The organism is Thalassospira sp. CH_XMU1448-2, from assembly GCF_037027285.1.
Classification (GTDB): domain Bacteria; phylum Pseudomonadota; class Alphaproteobacteria; order Rhodospirillales; family Thalassospiraceae; genus Thalassospira; species Thalassospira profundimaris_C.
In genome coordinates this window covers 1,475,767-1,499,380 of record NZ_JAYMEA010000001.1, presented here as the reverse complement: position 1 = coordinate 1,499,380, position 23,614 = coordinate 1,475,767, and the positions used below count along the sequence as shown (strand labels likewise).

Sequence of the window (23,614 nt, the reverse complement as noted above, 5' to 3'; positions counted from 1 at the left end):
GTTGCAAAATTTGATTATCAAGTTTGCGTAAATAGAGCTTAAGCGACAATTGAGTTTCTCGCCAAGCACTGCTATACGGGGGGCGCGAATTTCAGGGTGCCTGCGCAGTTGCCGTGCGGGCCTAGATGTGAAAGATCCCGCCAATGTCCAGAAAGCAGCCCATTTATGAGGGTAAAGCCAAGGTTCTTTACGAAGGTACTGAGCCCGGTACGATCATTCAGTATTTCAAGGATGACGCCACTGCGTTTAACGCTCAGAAGCGCGGCACGATTGCCGGCAAGGGCGTCCTGAACAACATGATCACCGAATTCGTCATGACCCGTCTGGCAGAAATCGGAATCCCGACCCACTTCATTCGCCGCCTTAACATGCGCGAACAGCTTTGCAAGAAATGCGAAATTGTTCCGATCGAAGTTGTGGTTCGTAACATCGTTGCCGGTTCCATGGCAAAGCGTCTTGGCCTTGAAGAAGGCGAACGTCTTCCGCGTCCGATCGTCGAGTTCTACTACAAGGACGACGATCTTGGTGACCCGCTGGTTTCTGACGAACATATCCTCGCACTTGGCTGGGCAAGCCCGGATGAGCTTGAGGAAATCGTTGGCATGACCTTGCGCGTCAATGACTATCTGTGCGGCCTGATGCGCGGCATCGGTATCAAACTGGTCGATTTCAAACTTGAATTCGGTCGTGTTTGGGAAGGCGATTTTGCACAGCTGGTTCTGGCCGATGAATTCAGCCCGGACAATTGCCGTCTGTGGGACGCCGTTACCAACGAAAAGATGGACAAGGACCGCTTCCGTCGCGATCTCGGCGGCGTCGAAGAGGCCTATCAGGAAGTCGCGCGCCGTCTTGGTGTGCTCCCTGAGTCCGCCGAAATAGAGTCGCTGAACAAAGACGCGACCAAATAACACCCCAAGGCCGCGCTCGCGCGGCCTTTTCTTATGGCTGGCCGGAACAAATTTCCGGACAGCGTTTTGTTTGCAAACAGAGTCGCGCGAGCCCCGCGCCTGCGAACTTAAAGGAGCTTCTCGTGAAAGCACGTGTTCATGTCACCCTGAAGAACGGCGTTCTTGACCCCCAGGGCAAAGCCGTTCACCACGCCCTTCAGGGCCTGGGTTTTGATGGCGTCAATGACGTCCGTCAGGGAAAATTCATCGAACTCGAACTGGATGGCACCGATGCCGCCAAGGCCGAAGCCGAGGTCAAGGAAATGTGCGAGAAGCTTCTCGCCAATACCGTGATCGAAGATTACAGCATCGAGCTGGCCTAACGGCACGGGCGGGGCCTTGTCATTGCACGGCCCCTGTCTATCGCGATCAAGTAACGGACATTAATCGAGAGACGGTATTTCATGAAATCCGCTGTCATCCTCTTCCCCGGCATCAACCGGGAGAATGACGCCATCGCAGCACTCGAACAGGCCACCGGCACCAAACCGGTCGTGGTCTGGCATGGCGAGACCGAGCTGCCAAAGACCGACATCATCATGGTCCCGGGTGGTTTTTCCTATGGCGACTATCTGCGTTGCGGCGCCATGGCTGCCAAGTCCCCGATCATGCGCGCTGTTGCTGAACGCGCCAAAGCCGGTGTGACCATCCTTGGCGTTTGTAACGGTTTCCAGATTCTGACAGAAGCAGGCCTGCTGCCCGGTGCGCTGATGCGCAATGCCAGCCTGAAATTCATCTGCAAGAACACGCATCTGAAGATCGAAAACGCTGATACCCGCTTCACCAACCAGTACAAGGCTGGCGATGTCGTCGACTATCCGGTCGCCCATCATGACGGCAACTTCTTTGCCGATAGCGAAACGCTTGACCGCCTCGAAGGCGAAGGTCGCGTCATCCTGCGCTATTGCGATGCGAATGGTGTTGTCGATCCGGCAACCAATCTGAACGGTTCCCAGCGCAACATTGCCGGCATCATCAACGAGGCGGGCAACGTCCTTGGCATGATGCCGCACCCGGAAAATGCGATTGATCCGCTCCATGGTGGCACCGATGGCCGCAATCTGTTCAAAAGCTTGGTGGAGGCAGCATCGTGAGTGCTAACGATTTCAACACCCCGATCACGCCGGAACTGGTCAAGGAACACGGCCTGAACGAGGAAGAGTACAAACTCGTTCTCGAAATCATGGGTCGCGAACCCAACATCAATGAACTTGGCATTTTCTCGGTCATGTGGTCTGAGCATTGCTCCTACAAGTCCTCGAAGAAATGGCTCAAGACTCTTCCGACCAAGGCTGACTGGGTCATTCAGGGTCCGGGTGAAAACGCCGGTGTGATTGATATCGGTGATGGTCAGGCTGCTGTCTTCAAGATGGAAAGCCACAACCACCCGTCCTTTATCGAACCCTATCAGGGTGCTGCAACCGGTGTTGGCGGCATCATGCGTGACGTCTTCACCATGGGCGCACGTCCGATTGCCAACCTCAATGCCCTGCGCTTTGGCGAGGCCGATCATCCGAAAACCCGTCATCTTCTGAGTGGCGTTGTCGAAGGTATCGGCGGGTATGGCAACTGCATGGGTGTTCCGACCATCGGTGGCGAAACCAACTTCCATGCATCCTATAACGGCAACATCCTGGTCAATGCGATGACCGTGGGTCTGGCCGATGCGGATAACATCTTCTATTCGGCTGCGGCTGGTATCGGTAACCCGGTTGTCTATGTCGGCTCGAAAACCGGCCGTGACGGTATCCATGGTGCAACCATGGCATCAGCCGAGTTCGATGACGACAGCGAAGAAAAGCGTCCCACCGTTCAGGTCGGCGATCCGTTCACTGAAAAGCTTCTGCTTGAAGCCTGCCTTGAACTGATGGCAACCGACATGATCGTCGCAATTCAGGATATGGGTGCGGCTGGTCTGACCTCATCCTCGTTCGAGATGGCCTCCAAGGGCGGTGTCGGTGTCGAGCTGTGGCTTGATAAAGTCCCGATGCGCGAAGAAGGCATGACGCCCTATGAGTTGATGCTTTCTGAATCGCAGGAACGCATGCTGATGGTTCTGAAACCCGGTTGCGAAGATGCCGCCAAGGCAATCTTTGACAAATGGGAACTCGACTTTGCGGTCATCGGTATTCTGACCGACACCAAGCGCATGGTCCTGAAATGGCATGGCGACGTTGCCGGTGATCTTCCGATTGATCCGCTGGCCGAAGCATCGCCGGAATATGACCGTCCGTGGGAACCGACCCCAAAACAGGACCGTATTGATCCCGAAAGCATTTCGGCCAAGGTCAGCCATGTTGAGGCGCTCAAAACCCTGATTGCGTCGCCCGACCTTGCGTCACGTCGCTGGATCTGGGAACAGTATGACCATCTGGTCATGGGCAACACCATTGTCCGTCCGGGTGGCGATGCCGGTGTCGTGCGCGTTCAGGGCACGAACAAGGGCATTGCAGCCACCACCGACTGTACCCCGCGCTATGTCATGGCCGATCCGGTCGAAGGCGGCAAACAGGCCGTTGCCGAAGCATACCGTAACCTGGTTGCAACCGGCGCCAAGCCGCTTGCCATCACCGACAATATGAACTTCGGCAACCCGGAACGTCCGCGCATCATGGGCCAGTTTGTTGGCGCATGTCAGGGCATCGGCGAAGCCTGTATCGCACTGGAATTCCCGGTCGTTTCGGGCAACGTGTCGCTTTACAACGAAACCAACGGCGTTGGCATCATGCCGACCCCGGCAATTGGTGGCGTTGGTGTGATTTCCGATCTGGGTCACCATGCAACGATTGGCATCAAGCGTGATGACAGTGCGCTGATCATGATCGGTGCTGCGACCGGTGAACTGGGTCAGTCGCTGTATCTCAAGACCATCGAAGGTCGCGAAGAAGGTGCACCGCCGCCGGTTGACCTCAATGCAGAAAAACGCGCCGGTACGCTGGTGCGTGAACTGATTGAACTGGGTCTGGTTCGTACCTGCCACGATATCGCTGATGGTGGCCTTCTGGTCACGGTTGCCGAGATGTGCCTTGCGGGCAATATCGGTGCCGACCTGCATCTGCCGGAAGCTGGTAGCGAAATCGCATGGCTGTTTGGTGAAGATCAGGGTCGCTACGTGATCGCAACCCGCGATCCGGACAAGGTTCTCAACGCAGCAAGCAGCTCGAACGTTGCTGCGGTGATCATCGGCCAGGCTGGCGGCGATGCCGTCTCCATTGACGGTGGCGAGAAAGTATCCCTTTCCGAACTGCGCAACCTGAATGAAGGCTGGATGCCAAACTTCATGGCAGAAGCTGTTCAGTAAGTATTACCGATTTACAGAAAAACCCCGTCAGAGCGATCTGACGGGGTTTTTCTTTATCAACACAGAGATATGCCGTTCCGTTGTCGAGGCATGCGATTGTTCCCATATGACGAATATCAGATATCGTTGGGGGTGAGATGGCGCGGCATTACAGACCAATTGTCTGGACTATTCTGTGGTTCATCGTCTGCAGCATGGCGGCTTTGTTGCCCGCAAGACATGCTCATGCCCTGACCATCTATGTTGATGAAGCCAATCCACCGTTTATGTATCGCAGTGACGATCAGGCAGAGGGCATCTATCCGGACATCGTTCGGGCAGTTTTCGCGCGGGCTGGCATATCGGTAAAAATTATCGCAGTTCCCTGGCGTCGCGCGCTCATGCATCTTGAAAACGGTGACGGCGGGATCGCCGGAATATACAAAAATCTTGAACGCCAAAAGAGATATGCCTTTAGCGACCCGATCCACCGCGAAGGATTGATGATCTATCGCCCCAAAACTGACTTCGCTGGTGAAAGTGACCTTGATGATCTTGAAGGCATGAGTGTCGGAGTCATTCGTGGCTGGAGTTATGGCGATGCCTTTGACAGTGCGCGCAGAGCAGGATTGTTTTCCGCATCCGAAGCAACCGGCGATGATCAGAATTTTTCGATGCTGATCAGCAAACGGATTGATGCCGTAATTGCGGTGCGCGAAGCAGGTGATATCTGGATCAAAAAGCTCCGACTTGAAGACCAGATCGTGCGCGCTGAAAGTGCCCTTTTTGAAAATCAGACCTTCATCGCCTTGAACAGACGGTCCAAAGACCTGTCAAAGATTGCACTGATCAATCGCGCTATCGCTGAAATGGTCGAAGATGGCACCTTTGATTCCATTGTCACCAACGCCCTGCGTCAGGCTATCGGGTCTGCATTTCACTAGACAAGACACCAATTCACCTGACAATTCCACCGCCTATAGTGTTGAGGAAAGTTGTTTCAAGGCATTGCTTGTGACGTCATCAGCCGGAAGCAGCGTTTCAATTGCGAGCTCAGATAACGTTACCTCGACCGGGGTTCCAAAAACTGTTGTCGTGCTGACAAAGTGCAACACACCGGCATCCGTTTTGAGGATCAGCGGAACAATCAGGCCCTTGATTGCGTCTGCCCCGGCATCATCGCCAACGGTTTTTTCCATATTATCGTGATCAACAGGCATGGCGTAGCGACCGGCTTCATCATGAAGTCGGATCAATTCGGGATCACCGGTCACGTCGATCTGGCGGCGGAGACGATCGAGCAGATGCGTTCGCCACTGTGCGAAATTCACCACCCGTGATGCCAAGCCGTCCGGATGGAGACTAAGGCGCAACAAATTTACCGGCGGACGCAGAAATTCAGGATCAAGCCCCGACAGCAATAGCGGCACAATCCGGTTCGCCGCCACCATATTCCAGTGCCGATCCATCGCCAGCGCCGGATAGGGTTCATGGGCGCACAAGATCCGATCAACCGCATCTCGAATGGCAGTCCCTGCATCCCCATCAAAATCATGTTCTGCATAAATTGGCGCAAACCCCGCAGAAACCAGCAACCTGTTTCTTTCGCGTAAAGGTACATCAAGGCAGTCGGCAAGATGCAGAATCATATCCCGGCTTGGCTTCGATCGTCCTGTTTCGAGAAAGCTGAGATGCCGGGTCGAAATATCAGCATCCCCGGCCAGATCAAGCTGGCTCAGCCGGCGCTGTTTCCGCCATGCCTTAAGACTATTTCCAAACGCGTCATGGGTCATTGGATCGGCTGTTCTGTTTCAAAGTTTTCGCAGCCTACCACCAAAGAAAAGGATTAAACATTACCTCTGAGGTAATCGTAATCATTCCCTGATCACGGCAAGGTGTCGCCATCACCCGCAACCCGAAAGGTTTGAATGATGGCTGCACTTTCTTCCACCAAACTTCTGAAAACTGTCCTGATGATTGATGCTGCAACCTGCCTTGGCTTTGGGCTTTTGCTGACGGCTGGTTCCGGATGGCTTGGTCAATGGCTGGGGCTACCGGTCGACCTTCTGTTTTATGCCGGATTGATCCTGTTTCCCTGCGCGGCCCTGATGGCCTTCACCGGTCGCCAACCGACACCGGGTAACGCGCTGGTTTTACTCATTATCTTGGGCAATCTGGGATGGGTAGCAGCCAGCCTTGGTGTTCTGATGATGTCGTTCATTACACCGACCGTACCCGGATACGGCTTTGTAATCCTTCAAGCAATTGCAGTTGGCATTCTGGCCGTGATTGAACACCGGATGCTTGGGTCGTCCAACCAGATGGCGTCGGCCTGATTGCCCCCCCCAAATCAAACGAAAGGGCCGCAACGTTGCGGCCCTTTTTATGTGCTTATTTGAAGCTGATCTTGGGAAACAATCCCTTTTTCCTGGGCGCCTCGGCCGGACCAACACGTTCCTCAATCGCCGCAGCGATTTTCCCTGCAATGGCACCATAGGCCTTCGCATGTTCACCGTCGGCCTCTGTATGAACAATCGGTTTGCCTTCATCCGCACCCAGACGGATTTTAAGATCCAGCGGGATTTCGCCAAGGAATGGAACGCCCAGCTCATCAGCGGCCTTGCGCGCCCCGCCGTGATCGAAGACATGATCAACATGGCCGCATTCCGGGCATTTGTAATAGGACATGTTTTCGATCAGACCGAACACCGGCACATTGACCTTGCGGAACATGTTCAGGCCCTTTTTGGCATCCAGAAGCGCGATGTCCTGCGGGGTCGAAACAATCACAGCCCCGGTGACCGGAACACGCTGCGCCATGGACAGCTGAATGTCACCCGTACCCGGTGGCATATCAACCACCAGCACATCAAGATCACCCCAGTCGGTATCGCGCAGAAGCTGTTCAAGTGCGCCCATCGCCATCGGGCCACGCCAGATCACCGGTTGTTCTTCGTCAACCATAAAGCCGATCGACATGATTCGGATACCAAAGGCCGAAGGCGGGATCATTTTACCCTGATGTTCGGAGGACGGCACCGGCTTCGCATCACGAAGCCCCATCATACGCGGCAGACTCGGCCCGTAAATATCTGCATCAAGCAGGCCAACCTTGAGTCCCTTGGCAACCAGCGACAAGGCAAGGTTGACCGAGGTCGTGGATTTACCCACCCCACCCTTGCCCGAGGCAACGGTGATAATGCTGCGTACAGAGGACAATTCGAGCGGTTTTTGTCCCGCCCCTTGCGGACGCTGTCCGGGTTGGGCCGGTCTTTCAGCTGCTGGTTGGTGCGCGGCAGACTGACTTGCAGCCGTTGGTCGTTCTGCGGTCAGGGCGACACGGGCTGTTGTGACCCCGTTCACAGAAGCAACAGCCTTTTCAGCAGCTTGGCGCAAATCTTCGAGTGCCGGTCCGCGCTTGGGATCAACCGCAATCATGACATTGACGACTTCATTATTTATATCAATGCCTTGCACCATGTCCTTGGCTGTGATTGATTTGCCGTCGACCGGGTCGATGACGCTGTCGAGTGCGGCGACAATCTGTTCACGGTTGGGCGAAGTCATATTGCGGTCTCCAAATTTTGGCTTAAGTCCGTGATCACACAGAACTTGCAGGCGCGTAACATTGTTTTGCAGGGCAAGCTGTCATATAAGGCCAGAGGGTCTGGGCTCATAAATATGATTGTAATGGCAATCGCAAGATTTGCGAAACACAAGGAAAAGCCCTTAGAGCGGGTCGGTATCCCGGTCAAGGGATTTGACGCAGGAGTTCGCAAATCTTGCGATTGTCCTTCGGATTGATCGGATAGGCACGGGCAACGTTGTCACAAGGCATTGCAAGATAAAAATCTTCCTGTTGCCTCGCTCCGCGTATCTGCACCTGTCCAATCAACCATTGCAAACATATTTATGAGTCCAGACCCTGGTACTCGGTAAGCAAAGATAAACACCGAACGGCAAGAAGAGGAAAACACTCGATGCCTTGGAATTCACAAGGGGGCGGCGGCCCCTGGGGCGGCGGCGGAAATAACGGTGGCGGCCAGAATCCGTGGGGACAGCGTCCTTCCGGTGGTGGCGGCGGCGGAAATACGCCCCCCGATTTTGATGAAATGATTCGTAAAGGCCAGGAACGCCTGAAACGGCTGTTCCCCGGTGGTGGCGGTTACAAGGGCTTTGTCCTGATCGGTATCGCTGTGATCGGGTTGTGGCTTTTGACCGGTTTTTACCGTGTCCAGCCGGGCGAACAGGGTGTCACGCTTCTGTTTGGCAAATGGGTTGGCACCACGGGTCCGGGTCTGAACTACTTCCTGCCGGCTCCGATTGGCGAGGTCATCAAGCCGAACGTTGAACGGACGAACCAGATCGAGGTCGGTTATCGCGGCGCAGGCAATGTCACAACGGGCGGTTCGCGCGATGTGCCAGAAGAAAGCCTGATGCTGACTGGTGACCAGAACATCATCGACATTGATTATGTCGTTCAGTGGCGCATCAGCGATGCTGGCGCATATCTGTTTAATGTTCGTGATCCGGAAAACACCATCAAGCTTGCATCTGAAAGTGCAATGCGCGAGGTGATCGGGAAAACCAATCTGGAAGAGGCCCTGACTGTTGGCCGTGTCCGGGTTGAGGAACAGACCCGTACCCTGCTTCAGGAAATCATGGACGGCTATGATTCCGGTATCTTTATTGCAGAAGTGAAGATGCAGAAGGTTGATCCGCCGCGTGACGTTATTGATGCCTTTAACGATGTGCAGCGTGCGCGTCAGGACCGTGATCGTTCCCAGAACGAAGCACTGGCCTATCGCAACGACATCATTCCGCGTGCAAAGGGTGAAGCTGAACGTCAGGTTCTTCAGGCCCGCGCATACAAGGACCGTGTGACGAAGGAAGCAGAAGGTGAAGCTGAACGCTTTAACTCGATCTACAATTCCTTCCTGACCGCCAAGGACGTAACCACCCGTCGTCTGTATCTCGAAACGATGCAGGAAGTCCTGGGCAAGTCCGACAAAGTGATCATCGAGCGTAATGCACAAGGGAATGGCGTCGTGCCGTACCTGCCGCTGCCCGAAGTTCAGAAACGTGCGAATGCAGGAGGCAACAACTAATGGCAAGTCCTAAACTTATTGCCGCAGGCGTCGTCGTTGTCATTGCCGCCGTGATCGGTTCCATGTGTGTCTTTACGGTCCGTCAGGACCAGCAGGCACTTGTTCTTCAGTTCGGTAATCCGGTTCATGCGGTATCCGAGCCGGGTCTGCATTTCAAACTGCCGATCCAGAACGTGGAATATTACGAGCGTCGTATCCTAGAACTTGATCCGCCGGTACAGCAGGTTCTTCTGTCGGACCAGAAGCGTGTCAATGTTGACAGCTTTGCCCGCTGGAAAATCGTTGATCCGTTGACCTTCCGTCAGCGCGCAACCAACGCTGCCAACTTCGTGCAGCTGTTTGGTCAGCGTCTGAACTCGGTTATCCGTGGTGAACTCGCACAGGCCCCGCTTGTGTCGATGCTTTCGGACAACCGTGCACAGATCATGGAAAAAATCCAGGCAACGCTGATCGATCCGGCCAAGGAATTCGGCGTCGAGCTGATTGATGTCCGTATCGGTCGTACCGACCTGCCACAGGAAACCTCGCAAGCGGTGTATAACCGTATGCGTTCTTCGCGTATTGCCGAAGCAGCCCAGCTTCGCGCAGAAGGTGAAGAGCTCAAGGCGAAAATCCAGGCAGAAGCCGACCGTGAACGCATCGGCATCATCGCCGAAGCAAACCGTCAGGCCGAAGTCCTGCGCGGTGAAGGCGACGGTCAGCGGAACGTTATCCTTGGTAAAGCCTATGGCAAGGACGCGGAATTCTTCGAATTCTATCGTTCGCTTGAAGCCTACAAAATAGCGCTTGATAACGGCTCGACCATGGTGCTTTCACCAGACAGCGAGTTTTTCCAGTACTTTAATAAGTCTGGTCCAGCGACAAGCCGCTAGACAAAACACAAGGGCGACCGGCATATTAGTCAGGTCGCCCTTTTTGTTTTCATAATTATGTCCTGCCGGCGCACCGCGTAAGGCAGGCGTTTTAAACCGCCGGAACGTCCACGCCCATGAAGGAACTTGCAACTGCTATACTTCTGGCCATCGCGCTGGAGGGCATGTTTTATTCGCTGTTTCCCGGCGGCGCGAAAAGGGTGTTGGAACTTGTTCAGGAAATCCCTGAATCGCAGTTGCGCATTGGTGGATTGGTTGCAGCCGTCGTTGCAATCGGCGCTATCTGGGCCGTTAGAACCTGGCTATAAGCCACGGAAAACCGCCATACACGGGTAAAACGCCACGATGTTGTGCCGAGAATTCCTTGATTTTTCCCAGAGCCGCCCAAATTCTGCCAAAGTCGGGGTTAATTTGATTAATTAAGCGACGGGTAAATTAAGAATCCCATCGCGCGCTGCAAAAACAGAATTACAAATACCGTGAACGCGGCAACGAACAGGATCAGACACATGCTACAAGCATTATACAACCCGGTGCGGTCGAAAGTAAGCGCAGCACTGGTGATTGTTCTCCTTGGCGTGACCAGTGTTTCGCAAATCGCGAATGCCCGCCCCGCTCCTGAAAGTTTCGCAGACCTGGCAGAAAAACTGCTGCCAAGTGTTGTGAACATCTCAACCAGCCAGATTGTCGCAGACCGCCAGGGACCTGATTTCCAGTTCCCCCCGGGTTCGCCGTTCGAAGATCTTTTCCGTGACTTTATGGATCGGAATGGTCAAGGCGGTCAGGGTGGTCAAACCCCGCAACAGCGTCGCGCAACCGCTCTTGGTTCGGGTTTTATCATCTCGGCGGATGGTTACATCGTGACCAACAACCACGTCATTGATGGCGCAGACGAGATCAGCGTGCGTCTTCATGACGGTGAAACCCTTGATGCCGAACTGATCGGTCGCGATCCGAAAACCGACGTTGCATTGCTGAAAGTCACCCCGAAAGACGATCTTCCGTTCGTTAAATGGGGCGATTCAGACAAGTCGCGTATTGGTGACTGGGCGATGGCAATCGGTAACCCGTTCGGTCTTGGTGGCACTGTGACGGCCGGTATTATTTCGGCCCGGAACCGTGACATCAATCAGGGTCCGTATGACGATTTCATCCAGACCGACGCGTCGATCAACCGTGGAAACTCGGGTGGTCCGCTGTTTAACCTTGATGGTGATGTGATCGGGATCAATAGCGCGATCTATTCCCCGTCCGGCGGTTCGGTCGGTATCGGCTTTGCCATTCCGTCGGCCATTGCCCAGGGCGTTGTCGACCAGCTCAAGGAATATGGTCGTACCCGTCGTGGCTGGCTTGGGGTTCACATCCAGACCGTCACAGAAGATATCGCTGACTCGGTTGGACTTGATAGCGCATCGGGTGCAATGGTTGCTGGCGTGTCGGACGAAAGCCCCGCCAAGAAAGCAGGCATCAAACAGGGTGATGTCATCCTGAAATTTGATGGCAAGGATGTTGAGTCCATGCGTCGCCTGCCACGTATCGTCGCCGAAACCAAAATCGGCAAGGATGTCGATGTGGTGATCTGGCGCGATGGCAAGAAACAGACCGTACAGGTCGAACTTGGCGAACTTGAAGAAGAAGTCATTGCCGCAAGCGCGACGCCTTCTGACAGCCAGGAAGCACCGGCGATTGCCGAGGCCAACATCAACGAACTTGGCATCAAGGTTGCCAATGTCGATGATACCCTTCGTAAACGTTACAACCTTGCCGACGGTACCGAAGGCGTGATTGTGACTGACGTATCAGGTGACAGCTATGCTGCCGAAAAAGGTGTTCGCCCCGGTGACATCATCATCGAAGCGTCGCACAGCTCGGTCTCGAATGTCGAAGATGTCACCAAGGCTGTCAAAGCCGCCGTTGATGACGACAAGCGCACCATTCTGATGTTGATCGAAACATCTGCTGGCCCGCGTTACTTTGGCCTGACCCTTTCGGTTGCTGAATAAGTATCACCAACGATACTGACATGAAAAAAGGGCGGCCTGCCACGCAGGTCGCCCTTTTTCTTTGCGATGTTCCGGTGATCAGGAAACGAAATCGGCCTTGGCATAGCCCTGCAAATACAGGAGTGCTGTCAGATCGCCATGATTGATGCAGATGCGTGCCTGTTCCTGAACTGACGGTTTGGCATGGAAGGCAACACCGGTTCCGGCAAGCGAGATCATCTGAAGATCATTGGCACCGTCACCGACCGCAATCGCATCATCGACCGTGATGCCCTGCTCGGCTGACAGGTTTTCAAGCGCGTCCACCTTGGCCTGACGATCAAGAACCGGTTTTTTGACCTTACCGGTCAGTTTGCCGTCTTGTTCGATCAGAACATTGGCCTGATCATAGTCAAAACCAAGTTCAGCCCGAACTGCGCCAGTAAAGAAATCGAACCCGCCTGATACCAGTGCGGCAAAAGCCCCGTTTGCTTTCATGGTCGAGACAAGCGTTTTGGCCCCGCCGGTATATTCGACAGTTTTCCAAGCTTCTTTCAGCATCTCGGTCGACATGCCTTCAAGAAGGCCTACGCGTTCATCAAGGGCGGCTTCGAAATCAAGCTCGCCATTCATGGCGCGTGCCGTGATTGCCGCCACCCGTTCCTTGACCCCGGCAAATTCGGCGAGCTCATCAAGGGTTTCACCGGTCACCATGGTGCTGTCCATATCGGCAATCAGCAGCTTCTTGCTCCGGGTTGCGATTTTCTGGGTAACGGCATCCACACCAAGCTCGGACTCAGCAAGACTGGTATCAGCCACATCAAGCGTGATGCCATCAAAGATCAGATCACATGCCTCACCCTCGGCAAGCCAGGTCACATCCCCGACAAGGGCCCCTGCCCCGGTCAGGGCGATTGCTGCTTTATCGATGACGGACTTGGTCAACGCATTCGAATTCGGGGCGGCAATCAGGGTCAGTACCAACTTCATGGTCTGCGGGCTCCTTGGCGGAAAAGGCATTAAACAGATTTGTCGCCTTTATCCGAATTGCGCCCGACCCTGGCAAGAGAACTTTCGCGCAATCCGTCTTGTTTACGTGTTTTTTGCCGGGGTCATGTGTCCCAAATCGCTATGCCTTTGGCATCGAACCCAATAGACTGTCCGACCTTTGAATATCCGAGCTTGGAAGTGCCTTCATGTCGGCCATTAACGCCAACAGTTCCTTTGCCCCTGTCCTGATCGTTGCTGGCCCGACTGCCAGCGGGAAGTCCGCGCTTGCGCTTGATATGGCCGAAGCCTTTGACGGCGTGGTGATTAATGCTGACAGCATGCAGGTCTATGAGGAACTGCGCATCCTGAGCGCCCGCCCTGATGAAAGCGAAACCGCACGTGCACCCCATCGGCTTTATGGTGTGCTGTCAGGACGCGAAGCCTGTTCAGCGGGAAAGTGGCGCGAGATGGCCATGGCCGAGATTGCCGACTGCCATGCTTCGGGCAAGCTCCCGATCATCACGGGTGGCACGGGCATGTATCTGAACGCCCTGACCGAGGGAATCGCACCGATCCCGGATGTCCCCGCACGGATTCGCGACAGTGTTACCGCCGAACTCGAAGATCTTGGGCACGCAGCATTCTTTGAAAAGCTGGCAAAAGACGATCCGGAGACCGCCGCGACACTTGATGGCACCAATACGCAACGTCTGATTCGCGCCGCCGAGGTTTTCGCCCATACCGGTCGCGGACTGACAGCCTGGCACAAGGAACCGGTGATCACGCCACCTGCGAACATGAAGTTCAAAAAGCTGTGCTACATGCCGCCACGTGACATACTTTATGATCGCTGCAACCGGCGTTTTGACCTTATGATCGAACAGGGTGCAATTGACGAAGTCCGCGATTTGATTGCGCTTGGGCTTCCCGAGAGCGCCCCGGTCATGAAGGCGGTCGGCGTGCGTGAGCTTGGAGCATATCTGGCTGGCAAGATTGATCTTGCCACCGCCAAAGAGAAATCCCAGCGCGAAACCAGACGTTATGCAAAGCGCCAATTAACGTGGTTTCGTCATCAGATGACCGACAAGGAAATCATCGACGCGCAATATTCGGAAAGTTTGGCAGCAAAAATGCGTCATGATATTAACCAATTTCTGTTGACCACGCCAAAGTGAGGCGATAGGTTGGCGCTTCCCCCGCCGAAATGGCGGAAAACCGCCGTTTCGGCGGATTTTTCAACTCCAATTTGAGGATAATTGGATCATGTTTCAATCACGCGGTCATCACGCGACACGTTGTTGTCGCTAAGTAAAGAGGCTCGAAAATCATGGCAGAACGTATTTTAAGTGGTTCGGAAGTAGTGTTGCAGGCCCTTGCTGATCAGGGTGTGGAGGTCGTGTTCGGCTATCCTGGCGGCGCTGTCCTACCGCTATATGACGAGATATTTAAACAAAACCGGATTCGTCACGTTCTAGTGCGCCATGAACAGGCTGCTGTCCACGCTGCTGAAGGTTACGCCCGCTCGACCGGCAAGGTCGGCGTTGTGCTGGTGACCTCGGGACCGGGTGCGACAAACGCTGTTACGGGCCTTACCGACGCGTTGATGGATTCCATTCCAGTTGTCTGCCTGACCGGTCAGGTCCCGACTCATCTGATCGGGAATGATGCGTTCCAGGAAGCCGACACCACCGGCATCACCCGCCCGTGCACCAAGCATAACTATCTGGTCAAAAATCCGGATCGTCTTGCACGCACCATGCATGAGGCATTCCACGTTGCCTCCAGCGGCCGTCCGGGTCCGGTTGTCATCGACTTGCCGAAAGATATCCTTGTTGGCAAGGCACCGTATCTGGAACCGTCACAGGTTCAGCACCGCACCTATAATCCGGTGGTAAAAGGCGAACGCAGCCAGATTGAAGAAGCACTCGAAATGCTGGCATCGGCCAAGAAGCCGATCTTGTATTGTGGTGGTGGCGTCATCAATTCCGGTTTGCAGGCTTGCAAGCTTCTGACCGAGTTCACCCGCATGACCGGCGCGCCGATCACGCTGACCCTGATGGGTCTTGGTGCATTCCCGGCATCGGACAAACAGTATCTCGGCATGGTCGGGATGCACGGTACTTATGAATCGAACATGTCGATGCATGATTGCGACGTGATGATTGCAATCGGCGCACGCTTTGATGACCGTGTAACCGGCAACCTTGATTTCTTTGCGCCGCATTCGCAGAAAATCCAGATCGATATTGATCAGAGCTCGATCAACAAAAACGTTCCGGTCGATATCGGGATTGTTGGCGATGTTGGTCACGTTCTTGAAGACATGATCAAGATCTGGAAAGCCAAACAGTACAAGATCGATGCCAATGCACTTGATAGCTGGTGGAAAGAAATTGAGGGATGGCGTGGCAAACACTGCCTGTCCTACAAGCAGCCCAAAGACGTTATCAAGCCGCAGCACGTTATTCGTCGTGTTCATGAACTGACCCGTGATCGCAAGACCTACATCACGACTGACGTCGGTCAGCACCAGATGTGGGCCGCCCAGCATTTCGGGTTCGAACATCCCTATGAATGGATGACGTCCGGTGGTCTTGGCACCATGGGCTATGGCATGCCGGCCGCCCTTGGCGTTCAGGTTGCCCACCCGGATGCGACGGTTGTCTGCTTCACAGGCGATGCGTCGATCATGATGAATATTCAGGAATGCGCGACGATGACACAGTATCGTCTGCCGATCAAAACCGTGATCCTGAATAACCGTTACATGGGCATGGTACGTCAGTGGCAGCAGCTTCTGCATGGTTCGCGCTATTCCGAAAGCTATAGCGAAACCCTTCCTGACTTCGTCAAACTGTCCGAAGCATTCGGCTTTACCGGCATGACCTGCAACAACCCGGCTGATCTTGATGACGCCATCAAGAAAATGCTCGAAATTGACGGTCCGGTGATTCTGGATGTTGCCGTGGACGACAAGGAAAACTGCTATCCGATGATTCCGTCGGGCAAGCCGCACAATGAAATGCTGCTTGGGCAGGAAACCGACGGCAACGAAGCCATTGATTCCGACGAAGGGATGGTTCTGGTCTGATCCGCAACGACAAGCGTGCGAGACGATATCATCAAAACCATAATGAAAAGGCCGGCTCGGGCGGCACATAGATGCCCCCGACCGAGCTCTTACGGAGCGAAACCGTGAAAGAAACCGAAATCTCGAAACACACCATATCCGTTCTGGTGGACAACGAATCTGGCGTTCTGGCCCGTGTCATCGGCCTGTTCTCCGGCCGTGGCTATAACATTGAAAGCCTGACCGTTGCCGAAGTCGACGCCGACGCCCATCAGTCCCGCATCACAGTGGTCACCTCGGGTACCCCGATGGTGATTGAACAGATCAAGGCACAGCTTTCGCGTCTTGTACCGGTTCACAAGGTCAGCGACCTGACCCTTGCCGGTCCGAGTGTTGAGCGTGAACTTGCACTGGTCAAAGTGATTGCAACGGGTGAAAAGCGCGTTGAGTCGCTGCGCATTGCCGACATCTTCAAGGCCCGCGCAGTCGATGCGACCAATAATTCCTTCGTTTATGAAATCATCGGCAGCCCCGAAAAGATTGATGCCTTCATCAAATTGATGGCGCCACTGGGGCTTTCGGAAATTTCGCGTACCGGTGTGGCTGCGATTTCGCGCGGCACACTAACGATGTGAGTTTGCCCTGCCCGGTGATCCGCATCGGGCAAGGCATCGGGGTTTGTCCCCGAATTCATTATTACCATCCACCACGCACAAAAATCAGCGTGGTCCAACGTCCAGAGGTATCGAAAGATGCGTGTTTATTACGACCGCGATGCAGATGTTAATCTGATCAAGACCAAAAAAGTTGCCATCATCGGTTACGGTTCGCAGGGCCATGCCCATGCGCTTAACCTTCATGATTCAGGCGTTAAAGACGTTGTTGTCGGCCTTCGCGAAGGTTCCGCTTCGCGCAAGAAAGCTGAAAATGCCGGCCTGAAAACCATGACCCCGGCCGAAGCAGCTGCTTGGGCAGACGTCGTCATGATCCTGACCCCGGATGAACATCAGGCAGCGATCTATGCAAACGAACTGCGCGACAATCTGAAACAGGGTGCAGCACTTCTGTTCGCACACGGTCTGAACGTCCATTTCGGCCTGATCGAGCCGCGCGCTGATCTTGACGTGATGATGATCGCACCGAAAGGTCCGGGTCACACCGTTCGTTCCGAATACAAGCGTGGCGGCGGCGTACCGTGCCTGGTCGCTATCGAACAGAATGCTTCGGGCAATGCCCTTGAAGTTGCTCTGTCCTATGCTTCGGCAATCGGCGGCGGTCGTTCCGGCGTTATCGAAACCACCTTCCGTGAAGAATGCGAAACCGACCTGTTCGGCGAGCAGGCAGTTCTTTGTGGCGGCCTGACCCAGCTGATCAAATACGGTTTTGAGACCCTGACCGAAGCTGGTTATGCTCCGGAAATGGCCTATTTCGAGTGCCTGCACGAAGTTAAGCTGATCGTTGACCTGATGTATGAAGGCGGTATGGCCAACATGCGTTACTCGATCTCGAACACCGCAGAATACGGCGACTATGTCACCGGCCCGCGCGTGATCGATGCATCGGTCAAAGAACGCATGAAAGAAGTTCTTGCTGACATTCAGGAAGGCAAGTTCGTTCGTGACTTCGTTCAGGAAATGCATTGCGGCCAGCCGATGTTCAAGGCAACCCGCCGTCTGAACGCAGAACACGAAATCGAAGAAGTTGGTACCAAACTGCGCGCGATGATGCCGTGGATTGCTGCAAACCAGCTCGTCGACAAAGAAAAGAACTAAGCACCGCTCAGTTCGTTCTTACGCAAACGGCCGTCCCCATGGGGCGGCCGTTTTGCTTTGGACCTTAAGACACGCAATCAATCACCCGTTGCACACACTTTCAGGTTCCGACGGAATAAAGCAGCCTTTAGCGGCGTTGCTGACACAACTTCACGAACAGCCCTGTTTTCAGGACTGTAGTACCGGATAACTCCTACTGCCGGATGGCTCGCGATCTTTCTTGCGACGATGTATCCCCCTTTAGTTTCATCGAAGGGCTTCATCACAAAACATCTGTTTATCTGATCGTCAATTTGTTGCTGCGTTCGAGAAGCCAGCCAAGCGTCAAACTGCTTTGGCCCGACGGTATCGCTGAATTTATCCCCAGAGACCTCAGGCGTAGCAACGCGCAACGCCGTCAGTTCATCTTTTTTAAGTAATTGATGAATGCGCAGGCGTATTTCCAGCGGCAGGTTCTGCTCTTTCAGACGAATGATCAGCTCGGAGATGAAAACATCCCCGTCCCCCTTGTTGAGGAACGACAGTGTCCCCGGCGTTCCGGCTACCGTCGTATCAACACTGACCAGCTCCACATCTTCTTTGAACCAAAGCGTCTTTTTTACCTGTGGATAGAATGAAATTGTGACCGAGACAGCACCTGCGACGATTGAAACTGCCGCAAATGTCTTCAGAATCTGCTCAATACGTCTCCGCACGGGGTTCTGGTGCGTTCCGCAGTGCGCACAAATTTTGTAGTCAGGAACAATTTCGTTCCCGCACGCACAACATCTTTGCTGATCATCAGACATTCCTTCTCCCCCTGAAAAGAACTCTGCCGTCTATATCCGCAGGCATTCCCTGCTAGCGAGAAACCCGCCGCATGCTCCTGAGCGGGAACCGCAACTCGCCGATACTCCAAATAATAACACACAGGATCGAAACAGTTGATCCAAGAGCAACCACCGCAAGCCATCCGCCCATGCCATAGGCCACCGCAGAGCTTGCCGATCCACAGGCCCCGCCAAAGAAGTAGCTGGCCATATAGCCCGTGGTCAGGCGACTGCGTGCTTCGGGGCTGAGGCGATAGACCTCGCTCTGGTTCGAGATATGCGTGCCCTGAATACCAAGATCAAGCAACACCACCCCGATGGCAAAGGCCACCAGCGACCATTGCCCCCAATAGAGCAGCCCCCAGCTTGATATGGTGGTCAAAAGGAACCCGCCCGTGCTGAGCCGGGCCCATCCCTGATCGGCCAGCCGACCTGCAATGCGGGCCGCCAGAATACCAATCGCACCGATCAGGCCATAAAGCCCGATCACGGCTTCGGACATGTCATATTGGCGGACCAGCATGAAGGCCATGGATGTCCAGAAGATCGCAAAGACCGCATATTGCAACCCGCCAATCAGGCTGCGGCGACGCAGGACTTCTTCGTCACGAAACAGATGCAGGATCGACAGATAAAGCGTGCGATAGCTGGTATGGGATGTCGGTGGAATATTGGGAATGATGCGGTAACAGGCAACTGCATAAAACGCCATCAAGACGGACGCGACAATGAAGACTGAGCGCCACCCGGCAAGCTCGGCCATGATCCCGGAAAACGTACGGGCCAGAAGGATACCCAGCAACAGCCCGCTCATCACCGCCCCGACGGCAGAGCCGCGCTTGTCATCGCTGGCCAAGTGAGCTGCCAGCGGCACAAGGATTTGGGCGGTCACACAGGTAATACCGACCGAGATGCTAAAGGCAACCAGCATCAGAAACGATGGCGCAAGCCCCATGGCAAGCAATCCGACGGCTGTCAAAGCCGATGTCACGGTCAGTAACTTGCGCCGTTCATGATGATCACCAAGCGGTACAACCGCAATCAGCCCTGTCAGATAGCCGACCTGTGCCACAGTCACCAGCAATCCCGCGCTGGTTTCGCTTAAACCATACTCGCGTGCCAGCAATTCGAGCAGCGGCTGAACGTAATAAAGACTGGCAACAGACAGACCGCTTCCGATGGCCATAAAGGCCAGAAGGCCACGTGTCAGGGTGGGCTTGGCATGCATTTCAGGCGGGCTTTCAAAATTTGGTGGTATTCCAAGATATCCATCAAATCAGATGCTTACAATCCGGTCACTGGCACAAGTCCCGTGCATGGACGGCAACGATCAAACGACGCGCGCAAGGCAGCCATTCCGAAAGCTTGGTCTGCCGGGATGGTTTGGGCTGGATTTATGGGGGGCATCTGTTTAATTCTGGCCTTTAAAACTTTAAACCAGATATGAGCATATCGGAATGTCGGACTTTATTGATATCGCCCCCGAGGTCGCAGAGGCCCTTGCCGCTGGCAAGCCGGTCGTTGCCCTTGAATCCACCATTATCTCGCACGGGATGCCTTATCCGCAGAACCTTGAAACAGCACAGGCTGTTGAACAGGATGTACGTGATAACGGTGCGGTGCCCGCCACCATCGCCGTGATCGGGGGCCGTTGCAAAATCGGCCTGTCGCCCGAGGAACTCGAATATTTCGCCAAGGGCACAGACATTCTGAAACTGTCACGTCGCGATATTCCCTATTGCATTGCCAAGAAACGCGATGGTGCCACCACGGTTTCGGCAACCATGATTCTGGCCGAAAAAGCCGGTATTCGTGTCTTTGCCACTGGCGGCATCGGTGGTGTTCACCGTGATCTTGCTGGAAATTTCGATGTGTCGGCCGACCTGACCGAGCTTGGCAAAACCAGTGTTGCCGTTGTTTGCGCCGGGGCCAAGGCGATCCTTGATATTCCCAAAACCCTTGAGCATCTTGAAACGCTTGGTGTGCCGGTTATTGCCTATGGTACCGATGAATTTCCGGCATTCTATTCGGTTGAAAGTGGCCACAAAGCACCGCTTCGCCTTGATAGCCCGCAAGACCTGGCAGCATTCCTGAAATCGAAATGGGAATTCGGCCTTGAAGGTGGTGTTGTCATCGGCAATCCGCCCGAGGTCGACAAGGCACTGGCACGCGAAGCCATCGAAGGCGCAATTGAAGATGCCCTTGCCGATGCCAAGGAACAGAACATTCTGGGCCGCGATGTAACGCCCTTCCTTCTGGCGCGGGTGACCAATCTGACCGAAGGCAAAAGCCTTGAAGCCAATATCGCGCTTGTGCGTAACAACGCACGCCTTGGCGCAAGGATTGCAGTTGCGATGGCGGGCTGACCAGTCGCATCGACCAATCAGACCTAAAATGGGCTGGCAAATGATTGCCAGCCCATTTTCTTTTAGTCGCGAAGATAGCCCTGCCCTTCAAAGCCCGACTTGATCTTGCCATCGTCAACCGGTGTGCCCCAGTGAAGCGTACTGGGCAAAACACCGGCCCAGACCGGCCAGTCATAATCGTCATCGTCATCGACCGGATCACCGGCACGGACCTTGGCCGAAACCTGTGCCAGATCAAAGCCAAGGAACATGGTGGCCTTGAGTTCCTGTTTGTTTGGCTGACGGACTTTATCCCACCGCCCCGGTTCGAGCTTTTCGATAAACAGGCGGGAATGTTCCATCTTACCTTCTTCGCCATCAACCACCTCGCCCTTGCCGTAGATCACGACCGAACGATAATTCGCCGAGTGATGGAAGGCGGACCGCGCCATCACCAGACCATCAAGATGGGTAATACACAGGCATGCTTCTTCGCCTGCGGCAATCGCAGCAAGAATGCGGTTCTTCGATGCGCCATGGATGTAAATCCGTTCACCAAACCGCCAATGCGCGGTCGGGATCATGGCCGGGCGTCCATCAACAATGGTGCCAACATGGCAGATCAATGCATCATCAATAATGCCATGTACCAGGTCACGATCATAAGATGCGCGTTTCGGACCACGGATAACCTTGGTGTGGGGATGCACCTCGTATTGACCCGATGGGGTCTGCTCGGATGTCTGGGGCGACTGGATAGCTTCGGACATGGTGGCCTCGTTCTTTCTTGCGGTCGTAATTGGTGGCCCCATCATGGATAGAATTGGACTTTTAAAAAGGTCCATTATACTAAAAATGACAGAACCAATTTTGCCATCAGGAAGACCAATGCCGCGCAGCGATTATAGCTGGATTTATCCGAGCCAGACCGAAGGAGATGGGAATGACAAGGCAATTACCGCCTATCGCCGTCTTTATCACGGCATTCGCGCCGCCATTCTTGATGGCCGTTTGCATCCGGGGGAACGGCTTCCGGCCAGCCGCGATCTTGCATCATCACTTGGCATATCGCGCAACACAGTGGTGACCAGTTTCGATCTTCTGACATCGGAAGGATATCTTGAAACCCGGGTAGGTGCCGGAAGCTTTGTTGCAACCGCCCTTCCCGATCGGGACATGCAGACCGCTACCAAATCCGGACTTGCCAAACAGAAGGCCGAGAACCAACGTCCCCTGCATCTTAGTCAGAGTGCGATGCGCATGCTGGCCTATCAGCGGCGTTTTCCGCGCTTTCGGGTTGCACGCCCGTTTAACCCGGCGACACCTGATCTTGACGGGTTTCCGTTTGATCTTTGGGCGCGCCTGCTGCGCCGCGCCTGGCGGGCACCAAACATTGATCTGACAATCCCCGACGATCCGATGGGCATGCCATTGCTGCGCGATGAAATCGCCAAATGGCTGCGTCAGTCACGCGGGGTGAATTGCCAGGCCGATCAGGTGATGGTGGTTTCCGGGGCGCAGCAGGCACTTGATCTGATTGCGCGTGCCCTTGTTGATCCGGGTGACATCATTGCCACCGAAGATCCCGGTTACGAGGGCATCCGCGGTGTGTTGGCGTCAAGCGGTGCGGTTTTGCATCCGGTTGCCGTTGATGAAGAAGGGCTGTGCGTTGACGGGCTTGGAAAGACGTCATCGCCGTCACGCATTGTCGTAACCACACCGTCGCGAAACTATCCGCTGGGCACGACATTGTCGCTATCGCGCCGTTTGGCACTTTTGCAATGGGCCAGGGCCAATGACGCATGGATTGTCGAGGATGACTATGACAGCGACTACCGGTATGACGGACCGCCGCTTTCATCCTTGCAGGGGCTTGATACGGATAACCGCGTGATCTATGTCGGCACATTTTCAAGGGTATTGTTCCCGGGCATTCGGCTTGGATATCTGGTTTTGCCCCCGGCCCTTATTCCGGCTTTTCGTGGTATGCGCGGCTTTGCCGATGGTGTTCCCGCCCCAACAGCGCAGGCCGCCCTTGGTGCCTTTTTTGCCGAGGGCCATTTTGGCAGCCACGTTCGCAAGATGCGTCTGCGCTATGGCGAACGGCGCGCACATCTCAAATCCCTGATTGCCGATACGGCATCGGGGTTGCTTGAGGCCATGCCATCTGACGGGGGATTGCATCTTTGTGCGCGACTGGTTGCCGGACATGACGATATTGCTGTTCAGGAACGGATGGTAAAAGCCGGGCTCGATTGTCGCGCCCTGTCATCCTACTACCATGATAAATCTTCAAAAAATCGCGGGGACTTGCCACAGGGACTGGTGCTTGGATTTGCCGGTTGGGAAAAAAATCAACTTTCTGAAAGTTTCGGTGAACTGATCGAAATTCTCAAACGTAGATCTTAATGTACCCCGAGCCAGAGAGAGCGCCACGAC

At 54.5% G+C, this 23,614-nt stretch carries 22 protein-coding genes; 16 read left to right on the top strand and 6 right to left on the bottom strand.

The genetic code is table 11. The annotated features are described in order from the left end of the window. The first annotated feature begins 143 nt into the window (after positions 1 to 143). The 5 genes from purC (at position 144) to WA318_RS06710 (ending at position 5,171) form a co-directional block, all read left to right on the top strand. On the top strand, positions 144 to 908 hold the full coding sequence (gene purC / locus WA318_RS06730; RefSeq protein ID WP_114099121.1) for a phosphoribosylaminoimidazolesuccinocarboxamide synthase: 765 nt from the start codon (positions 144 to 146) through the stop codon (positions 906 to 908). Between the two features lie 122 nt (positions 909 to 1,030). Beyond that, positions 1,031 to 1,270, top strand: coding sequence for a phosphoribosylformylglycinamidine synthase subunit PurS (gene purS, locus WA318_RS06725; protein WP_008891731.1), 240 nt, complete (start codon positions 1,031 to 1,033; stop codon positions 1,268 to 1,270). Positions 1,271 to 1,351: 81 nt separating this feature from the next. Continuing rightward, on the top strand, positions 1,352 to 2,041 hold the full coding sequence (gene purQ / locus WA318_RS06720; protein WP_336080373.1) for a phosphoribosylformylglycinamidine synthase subunit PurQ: 690 nt from the start codon (positions 1,352 to 1,354) through the stop codon (positions 2,039 to 2,041). Next, on the top strand, positions 2,038 to 4,248 hold the full coding sequence (purL, locus tag WA318_RS06715; RefSeq protein WP_336080372.1) for a phosphoribosylformylglycinamidine synthase subunit PurL: 2,211 nt from the start codon (positions 2,038 to 2,040) through the stop codon (positions 4,246 to 4,248). Before purQ ends, purL begins: the two co-directional genes overlap by 4 nt. A gap of 137 nt (positions 4,249 to 4,385) precedes the next feature. After that, positions 4,386 to 5,171 carry a substrate-binding periplasmic protein gene (locus WA318_RS06710; RefSeq protein WP_336080371.1) on the top strand — a complete coding sequence of 262 codons (786 nt, stop codon included), beginning with the start codon at positions 4,386 to 4,388 and terminating at the stop codon, positions 5,169 to 5,171. A gap of 33 nt (positions 5,172 to 5,204) precedes the next feature. Here the strand turns inward: WA318_RS06710 and WA318_RS06705 are convergent, their stop codons facing one another. After that, positions 5,205 to 6,020, bottom strand: a complete 816-nt coding sequence (locus WA318_RS06705) for a helix-turn-helix domain-containing protein (protein ID WP_336080370.1) — start codon at positions 6,018 to 6,020, stop codon at positions 5,205 to 5,207. 135 nt (positions 6,021 to 6,155) lie between these two features. On the opposite strand from WA318_RS06705, the gene WA318_RS06700 reads away from it, so the two are divergent. After that, the gene (locus WA318_RS06700) at positions 6,156 to 6,563 is read left to right on the top strand and encodes a hypothetical protein (protein ID WP_336080369.1); all 408 of its coding nucleotides are present in this window, start codon (positions 6,156 to 6,158) and stop codon (positions 6,561 to 6,563) included. A gap of 55 nt (positions 6,564 to 6,618) precedes the next feature. Here WA318_RS06700 and WA318_RS06695 read toward each other — a convergent pair whose 3' ends face one another. Next, positions 6,619 to 7,794 (bottom strand): Mrp/NBP35 family ATP-binding protein, encoded by a 1,176-nt coding sequence (locus WA318_RS06695; protein ID WP_336080368.1) that lies wholly within the window; start codon positions 7,792 to 7,794, stop codon positions 6,619 to 6,621. Between the two features lie 413 nt (positions 7,795 to 8,207). Here WA318_RS06695 and hflK point away from each other — a divergent pair, with 413 nt between their 5' ends. The 4 genes from hflK to WA318_RS06675 all read left to right on the top strand — a co-directional run bounded on the left by hflK (position 8,208) and on the right by WA318_RS06675 (position 12,210). After that, entirely contained in the window at positions 8,208 to 9,335 is a 1,128-nt protein-coding gene (gene hflK / locus WA318_RS06690) for an FtsH protease activity modulator HflK (protein WP_336080367.1), read from the top strand. Further along, a complete protein-coding gene (gene hflC, locus WA318_RS06685) occupies positions 9,335 to 10,207 on the top strand; it encodes a protease modulator HflC (protein WP_114099111.1) in 873 nt (290 codons plus the stop codon). The genes hflK and hflC overlap by 1 nt, the downstream gene beginning before the upstream one ends. Positions 10,208 to 10,323: 116 nt before the next feature. Further along, a complete protein-coding gene (locus tag WA318_RS06680; RefSeq protein WP_114099110.1) occupies positions 10,324 to 10,515 on the top strand; it encodes a DUF2065 domain-containing protein in 192 nt (63 codons plus the stop codon). Between the two features lie 201 nt (positions 10,516 to 10,716). Further along, on the top strand, positions 10,717 to 12,210 hold the full coding sequence (locus tag WA318_RS06675) for a DegQ family serine endoprotease (protein ID WP_336080366.1): 1,494 nt from the start codon (positions 10,717 to 10,719) through the stop codon (positions 12,208 to 12,210). 78 nt (positions 12,211 to 12,288) lie between these two features. On the opposite strand, the gene serB is transcribed toward WA318_RS06675, so the two are convergent. After that, complete coding sequence (gene serB, locus WA318_RS06670; protein WP_336080365.1) at positions 12,289 to 13,179, bottom strand: phosphoserine phosphatase SerB; 891 nt, start codon at positions 13,177 to 13,179, stop codon at positions 12,289 to 12,291. Between the two features lie 206 nt (positions 13,180 to 13,385). On the opposite strand from serB, the gene miaA reads away from it, so the two are divergent. From miaA to ilvC, 4 genes are all read left to right on the top strand, one after another. Further along, positions 13,386 to 14,354 (top strand): tRNA (adenosine(37)-N6)-dimethylallyltransferase MiaA, encoded by a 969-nt coding sequence (gene miaA / locus WA318_RS06665; protein ID WP_336080364.1) that lies wholly within the window; start codon positions 13,386 to 13,388, stop codon positions 14,352 to 14,354. Positions 14,355 to 14,506: 152 nt separating this feature from the next. Continuing rightward, positions 14,507 to 16,270 carry an acetolactate synthase 3 large subunit gene (locus tag WA318_RS06660; protein ID WP_336080363.1) on the top strand — a complete coding sequence of 588 codons (1,764 nt, stop codon included), beginning with the start codon at positions 14,507 to 14,509 and terminating at the stop codon, positions 16,268 to 16,270. 104 nt (positions 16,271 to 16,374) lie between these two features. Next, complete coding sequence (gene ilvN, locus WA318_RS06655) at positions 16,375 to 16,884, top strand: acetolactate synthase small subunit (protein WP_114101451.1); 510 nt, start codon at positions 16,375 to 16,377, stop codon at positions 16,882 to 16,884. A gap of 117 nt (positions 16,885 to 17,001) precedes the next feature. Further along, positions 17,002 to 18,021 carry a ketol-acid reductoisomerase gene (gene ilvC / locus WA318_RS06650; RefSeq protein WP_114099102.1) on the top strand — a complete coding sequence of 340 codons (1,020 nt, stop codon included), beginning with the start codon at positions 17,002 to 17,004 and terminating at the stop codon, positions 18,019 to 18,021. 77 nt (positions 18,022 to 18,098) lie between these two features. Here the strand turns inward: ilvC and WA318_RS06645 are convergent, their stop codons facing one another. Then, positions 18,099 to 18,809 (bottom strand): zinc ribbon domain-containing protein, encoded by a 711-nt coding sequence (locus tag WA318_RS06645; RefSeq protein ID WP_336080362.1) that lies wholly within the window; start codon positions 18,807 to 18,809, stop codon positions 18,099 to 18,101. Between the two features lie 52 nt (positions 18,810 to 18,861). Beyond that, positions 18,862 to 20,058, bottom strand: a complete 1,197-nt coding sequence (locus WA318_RS06640; protein WP_336080361.1) for an MFS transporter — start codon at positions 20,056 to 20,058, stop codon at positions 18,862 to 18,864. A 229-nt stretch (positions 20,059 to 20,287) separates the two neighbouring features. On the opposite strand from WA318_RS06640, the gene WA318_RS06635 reads away from it, so the two are divergent. Then, on the top strand, positions 20,288 to 21,196 hold the full coding sequence (locus WA318_RS06635) for a pseudouridine-5'-phosphate glycosidase (protein ID WP_336080360.1): 909 nt from the start codon (positions 20,288 to 20,290) through the stop codon (positions 21,194 to 21,196). Between the two features lie 62 nt (positions 21,197 to 21,258). On the opposite strand, the gene WA318_RS06630 is transcribed toward WA318_RS06635, so the two are convergent. Next, positions 21,259 to 21,945: a pyridoxamine 5'-phosphate oxidase family protein gene (locus tag WA318_RS06630; RefSeq protein WP_336080359.1), complete on the bottom strand. Its 687-nt coding sequence runs from the start codon at positions 21,943 to 21,945 to the stop codon at positions 21,259 to 21,261. 118 nt (positions 21,946 to 22,063) lie between these two features. Between WA318_RS06630 and pdxR the strand changes: the two genes are divergently transcribed. Continuing rightward, on the top strand, positions 22,064 to 23,584 hold the full coding sequence (pdxR, locus tag WA318_RS06625) for a MocR-like pyridoxine biosynthesis transcription factor PdxR (RefSeq protein ID WP_336080358.1): 1,521 nt from the start codon (positions 22,064 to 22,066) through the stop codon (positions 23,582 to 23,584). Positions 23,585 to 23,614 lie beyond the last annotated feature (30 nt).